Annotated in this window: 5 protein-coding genes; 4 read left to right on the top strand and 1 reads right to left on the bottom strand. The window is 67.8% G+C overall.

Annotation, left to right across the window (positions count from 1 at the left end):
* The first annotated feature begins 28 nt into the window (after positions 1-28).
* The 4 genes from tgt to ABSF49_RS19740 all read left to right on the top strand — a co-directional run bounded on the left by tgt (position 29) and on the right by ABSF49_RS19740 (position 4498).
* Positions 29-1159, top strand: coding sequence for a tRNA guanosine(34) transglycosylase Tgt (tgt, locus tag ABSF49_RS19755; protein WP_424114348.1), 1131 nt, complete (start codon positions 29-31; stop codon positions 1157-1159).
* Positions 1160-1606: 447 nt separating this feature from the next.
* Positions 1607-2887 carry a phosphopyruvate hydratase gene (gene eno, locus ABSF49_RS19750; protein ID WP_424114347.1) on the top strand — a complete coding sequence of 427 codons (1281 nt, stop codon included), beginning with the start codon at positions 1607-1609 and terminating at the stop codon, positions 2885-2887.
* A 64-nt stretch (positions 2888-2951) separates the two neighbouring features.
* Complete coding sequence (locus tag ABSF49_RS19745; protein WP_424114346.1) at positions 2952-3278, top strand: FtsB family cell division protein; 327 nt, start codon at positions 2952-2954, stop codon at positions 3276-3278.
* A gap of 365 nt (positions 3279-3643) precedes the next feature.
* Positions 3644-4498, top strand: coding sequence for an EamA family transporter (locus ABSF49_RS19740; RefSeq protein ID WP_424114345.1), 855 nt, complete (start codon positions 3644-3646; stop codon positions 4496-4498).
* Positions 4499-4785: 287 nt separating this feature from the next.
* On the opposite strand, the gene ABSF49_RS19735 is transcribed toward ABSF49_RS19740, so the two are convergent.
* Positions 4786-5271, bottom strand: coding sequence for an OsmC family protein (locus ABSF49_RS19735; protein ID WP_424114344.1), 486 nt, complete (start codon positions 5269-5271; stop codon positions 4786-4788).
* Between the last annotated feature and the right edge of the window lie 144 nt (positions 5272-5415).

The raw sequence follows: 5415 nt of genomic DNA, 5'->3' as shown, positions 1-5415 counted from the left end.
CGCCCGCGTTTCATCTCTCCTGCCGATCATGACCGATACATTCTCTTTCTCCGTTCACGCCGTCGACGGCGCCGCACGCGTCGGCGCGATCGCGACGCCGCGTGGGTCCATCCGCACGCCCGCCTTCATGCCGGTCGGCACCGCGGCGACGGTCAAGGCGATGTATCCGGGCGAGGTGCGCGCGCTGGGCGCCGACGTCGTGCTCGCCAACACCTATCACCTGATGCTGGCGCCGGGCGCCGAGCGCGTCGCCGAGCTCGGCGGCCTGCACAAGTTCATGAACTGGCCGCATCCGATCCTCACCGATTCCGGCGGCTTCCAGGTGATGAGCCTCGCCAAGCTGCGCAAGCTCGACGAACGCGGGGTCGTCTTTCAGTCGCACGTCGACGGTTCGCGCCACGAGCTGACGCCGGAGCGGGCGATGGAAATCCAGCGCCTGCTCGGCTCCGACATCCAGATGCAGTTTGACGAGTGCGTCCGTCTGCCCTGCGCGCGCGCCGAAGCCGATCGCGCGATGCGCCTGTCGCTACGCTGGGCGGAGCGCTCGAAAACCGCCTTCGGCGCGCAGCCGGGCCGGGCGGTCTTCGGCATCGTCCAGGGCGGCGTCGAGACCGACCTCAGGGTCGAGAGCGCGCGCGCGCTGACCGGGATCGGCTTCGACGGCTATGCGATCGGCGGCCTGGCGGTTGGCGAGCCGCAAGCGGACATGCTGGCGACGATCGAAGCGGTTAGCCCACATCTGCCGGCTGACCGACCGCGCTACCTGATGGGCGTGGGAACGCCCGACGATCTGCTCGAGAGCCTGTCGCGCGGCGTCGACATGTTCGACTGCGTGATGCCGACGCGCGCCGGCCGCCACGGCATGGTCTTCACCCGCCGCGGCCGCCTCAATCTGCGCAACGCGCGGTTTGCCGACGACCCGCGGCCGATCGATGAACGTTCGAGCGCGCCGGCGGCGCGCGACTATTCGCGCGCCTATTGGCGTCACCTGGTGAAATCGGGCGAGATCCTCGCGATGATGGGGCTGACGGCGATTAATCTCGCCTATTACCAGGACCTGATGGCCGGCGCGCGGCGGGCGATCGCCGAAGGCGGGCTCGTCGACTACGTCGCCGAGGTCAAGGCCGGTTGGGCGGAAGGGGAGAGAATAGGCGCCTGAAAAAGCAGCGACCAACGAAAAGGCAAGGCGGGGAGTTTTCCCTCGCCTTGCCCTTGTTTGTTGACCCTGTCCCTGATTCGCGAAACCGATCCGCCGCGTGCCTTGAGCCGCCTTAAGCGGCGCGCCGCTCTGTCAATCGATCAAACGCCCCGTCCTCCCACAGACTCGGCATTTCCGCCGCCATCGAATGGCGTCGGCCTCCTTTTCGAGAAGCAAACCCTAGAGCAAATTTCGGGCACTGTCATCACTGCCAGCAGGGCTGCCATGCAAATAAATAGCAGCAGGGGGCAAAATCGCTCATTCAGGCCGCCACTGCGACAAAAGTTCCGCCGCCTAGCGCGAAAAGCCATCGTCTGCGACTTTCGTCCGTCACGGGCTTAGCGTAAGAGCCCGCGCGGGATCGCGCCCGCCGGCGGCGGCGCGCAGTCGATCATCCGGAGGAGTAGCATGACCGCCATCGTAGACATTGTCGCGCGCGAGATCCTGGACAGTCGCGGCAACCCGACCGTCGAGGTCGACGTCGTGCTCGAAGACGGCTCGATGGGCCGCGCCGCGGTGCCGTCGGGGGCCTCGACCGGCGCTCACGAGGCGGTCGAGCTGCGCGACGGCGACAAGAGCCGCTTCGGCGGCAAGGGCGTCAAGAAGGCGGTCGAATCGGTCACCCGCGATATTTTCGACGCCGTCAGCGGCTTCGAGGCCGAGGAGCAGATCAAGATCGACGAGGCGATGATCGCCCTCGACGGCACGCCCAACAAGGCGCGGCTTGGCGCCAACGCGATCCTCGGCGTTTCGCTGGCGGTCGCCAAGGCGGCGGCCGAAGCCTCCAACCTGCAGCTCTATCGCTACGTCGGCGGCACGACGGCGCGCGTCCTGCCGGCGCCGATGATGAACATCGTCAACGGCGGCGTGCACGCCGACAATCCGATCGACTTCCAGGAATTCATGATCATGCCGCTCGGCGCGCCGAGCCTCAGGGAGGCGGTGCGCTGGGGCTCGGAAGTGTTCCAGACGCTCAAGGGCCAGCTCAAGAAGGCCGGCCACAACACCAACGTCGGCGACGAGGGCGGCTTCGCCCCCAACCTGCCGTCAGCGGAAGCGGCGCTCGACTATTGCGTCAAGGCGATCGAAGCGGCCGGCTTCAAGCCGGGCAAAGACATCGCCATCGCGCTCGACCCGGCCTCGAGCGAGTTCTTCAAGGACGGCGCCTATGTCTATTCCGGCGAGGGCAAGACCCGCACGATCGAGCAGCAGGTCGCGTATCTCGCCAAGCTGGTCGACGCCTATCCGATCGTTTCGATCGAAGACGGCCTCGCCGAGGACGACTGGAAAGGCTGGAAGCTGGCGACCGACACGCTCGGAAAGCGCTTGCAGCTGGTGGGCGACGACCTGTTCGTCACCAACGTCGAGCGCCTCAGCCGCGGCATCAAGGACGGCGTCGCCAACTCGATCCTGATCAAGGTCAACCAGATCGGCACGCTGACCGAGACGCTGGCCGCCGTCGATATGGCCCACCGCGCCGGCTACACGGCGGTGATGTCCCACCGCTCCGGCGAGACCGAGGATTCGACCATCGCCGACCTCGCGGTGGCGACCAACTGCGGCCAGATCAAGACCGGCTCGCTGTCGCGCTCGGATCGGCTCGCCAAGTACAACCAGCTCATCCGCATCGAGGAAGAGCTCGGCGACCAGGCCCGCTACGCCGGCTGGGCGGCGATCAAGGCGCGCTGAAGTCGAGAGGGGCAAAAAGCGGCGGCAACCGGAAATTAACCGCGCCGCCGCCATCCTCGCGCCCATGGCCGTCAAGACGCGCGCCCGCGCGATTCTCATCCCGATCGTCTTCTATCTGGTGCTGGGCTCGGCGAGCGCATGGCTGGTGTGGGGCGCTTCGCAGGGCGAGCGCGGCCTCACGGCCAAGGCGCAAAACGACGCCGAGTATGCGCAACTGCAGGGCCGGCTCGCCGAGCTTCGCGCCGATCACGACCGCTGGCGACGCCGGGTCGAGTCGATGCGCTCCGAGGCGGTCGACCGCGACCTGCTCGACGAGGAAGCGCGCAAGATGCTCGACCGCGTCGGCAAGGACGACGTGGTGATCTTCGTTCCGCTGACGAAGACGAACTGAGGGCGGTTCGGGGGGTTGGCGGATTGTCCGATCGCCGGCCGGCGACGGTGTCGGATCGAGCCCGGCGAGGGGCCGACAAGTCGGTAGCGCGCGCGCGTCTTTTCAAAGGGTTCGGCGCCATTTCGCGCGCATTTTGCGAAACGTCGCGGAGGGCGCGCCGCTTCGCCGAAGCGCGACAAAGCACAAGACGCACGCCCGCAGTGCGAAGCGTCGCGCTCATAATCTAGAACATTAGAAAACGCTTATAATAGACTGCGCCGGCATTATTTATTGCGCCGTCAAACCCCGCCGCGCTCCAGCGCGCTTGGCCGCCGGGCCTTGGCGGCTTAGGTCATGACGATTCTGTGACGGCAGGGACGGCGCGGGTGACGACCTTTGTCTGGACGGCGGTGCTGGTCGCGGCGTTGCTGCACGCGCTGTGGAATTCGCTGGTCAAAAGCGCCGGCGACAAGTTCATGGGTTCGGCGCGCGTCGCGCTGTGGACCGGCGTCGTCGCCATCCTGGTGGCTCTGGTCGCGCCGGCGCCGTTGGCGGCGTCGCTGCCCTACGTGATCGCTTCGGCGCTGATCCACGTCGTCTATTTCCTGCTGGTCGGCCGCCTCTATCGCAACGCCGATCTGTCGGTCGCCTATCCGCTGATGCGCGGTCTGGCGCCGCTGGCGGCGACGGCGATCGCGGCGGTGACGCTGCGGGAAATCCCCGACGCCGTCGCGCTCGTCGGCGTGCTCGGGCTGGTCGCCGGCGTGGCGACGATGGGGCTCTCCGGCCTCGCCCATGGGCGAATCGACCGCGCGACGCTGATCGTCGCGCTCGCCAATTCGGCGGTGATCGCGATCTATTCGGTCATCGACGGCGCGGGCGCCCGGCTCGCCGGGCCCGACGCGGCGCACGCCTTCGCCTACAACGCCTGGTCGGACGCGCTGACGGCGGCCCTCTACCTGCCGCTCGTGCTGGCGCTGCGCGGCAAAGCCGCCGGCCCGGAATTGCTGCGCGATCCGCTGCGCAGCGCCTTCGCCGGTCTCGCTGCGTTCGGCGGCTACGCGATCGTCGTCTGGGCGATGACGCAATCGACCATCGGCGCGGTGGCGGCGTTGCGGGAGTGCTCGGTCGTGTTCGCCGCGATCATCGGAATCGCCTTCCTCGGCGAGCCGTACCGCGGCGCGCGCGCCGGCGCGGCGTTGCTGATTCTCGGCGGCGTGATCGCCCTGCGGTTCGCTTGAGGGCGCGCGGAATTTGATTGGAATCGCTTGCCCCTACGCACCTCGTCCTGAGGCGCCGCGAAGCGGCCTCGAAGGACGCTCCAGCTCGCTCGGAAGCCGGCGCGCGCTGGATCATCCTTCGAGGCCCTCGCAAACGCGAGGGCGCCTCAGGATGAGGTTCGCGTAAAGCCAAAATATAGAACGCTCAAGGGCGCGCCGAACCCCGCTGGGGACCGGAATTTCTGGCAATTCCTCCCGTTCTCTGCGAGGCGACCGACATGGAGCGGAGGCGCCGCGCAAGCGGCGCCTCACCCCTCCGCCAACCCTTCCTCGCGGCCCTCGACCCGCACCTCGCTCCTGACCGAATTGGCGATGTAGCAGGCCTCGTGGGCGCGGTGGTGCAGGGCGTCGGCGTCGGCGCGGCGCGGGCGTTTGTCGCCGGCAAAGACGACGCGCGGCTTCAACGTCACGCGCGCCATCCAAGCGCGCCCGTCCGGGTCGGTCGCCATCACGCCTTCCGCATCGTCATCGTAAGTATCGACGACGAAGCCGGCGCGCCGGGCGAAATCGAGGAAGAACAGCATGTGGCAACTCGCCAGCGACGCCACCAGCGCCTCCTCGGGGTCGACTCCAGCCGGAACGGTGAAGGGCAGGGGCACGACATGGGGCGAGGCGGAAGCGATGACGGTCGCGCCCCCGTCGAACGCCCATTCATGGCCGCGGCCGTAGCGGCCGTCGACGAAGCGCTCCTCGGGCTTGCGACGCCAGCGGACGGCGGCGGTGTAGGGGGACATGGCGGACTCCAGAATAGAGCCGAAATTCAGGGCGGATCTCCAAGCCGCGTCAACTCCTGCTCCACCGCGGCGCGCAGCGGCGGCAAGCTGATCTGGACCGTATGCGAGACGAAATTCGCGGCCACGTCCTCATAATCGTGCCGA

Origin of the sequence: Roseiarcus sp., assembly GCF_049514155.1 — a bacterium.
Lineage (GTDB): Bacteria > Pseudomonadota > Alphaproteobacteria > Rhizobiales > Beijerinckiaceae > Roseiarcus.
The sequence above is the reverse complement of the archived record's forward strand: the minus strand, read 5'-3'. Positions and strand labels throughout refer to the sequence as shown.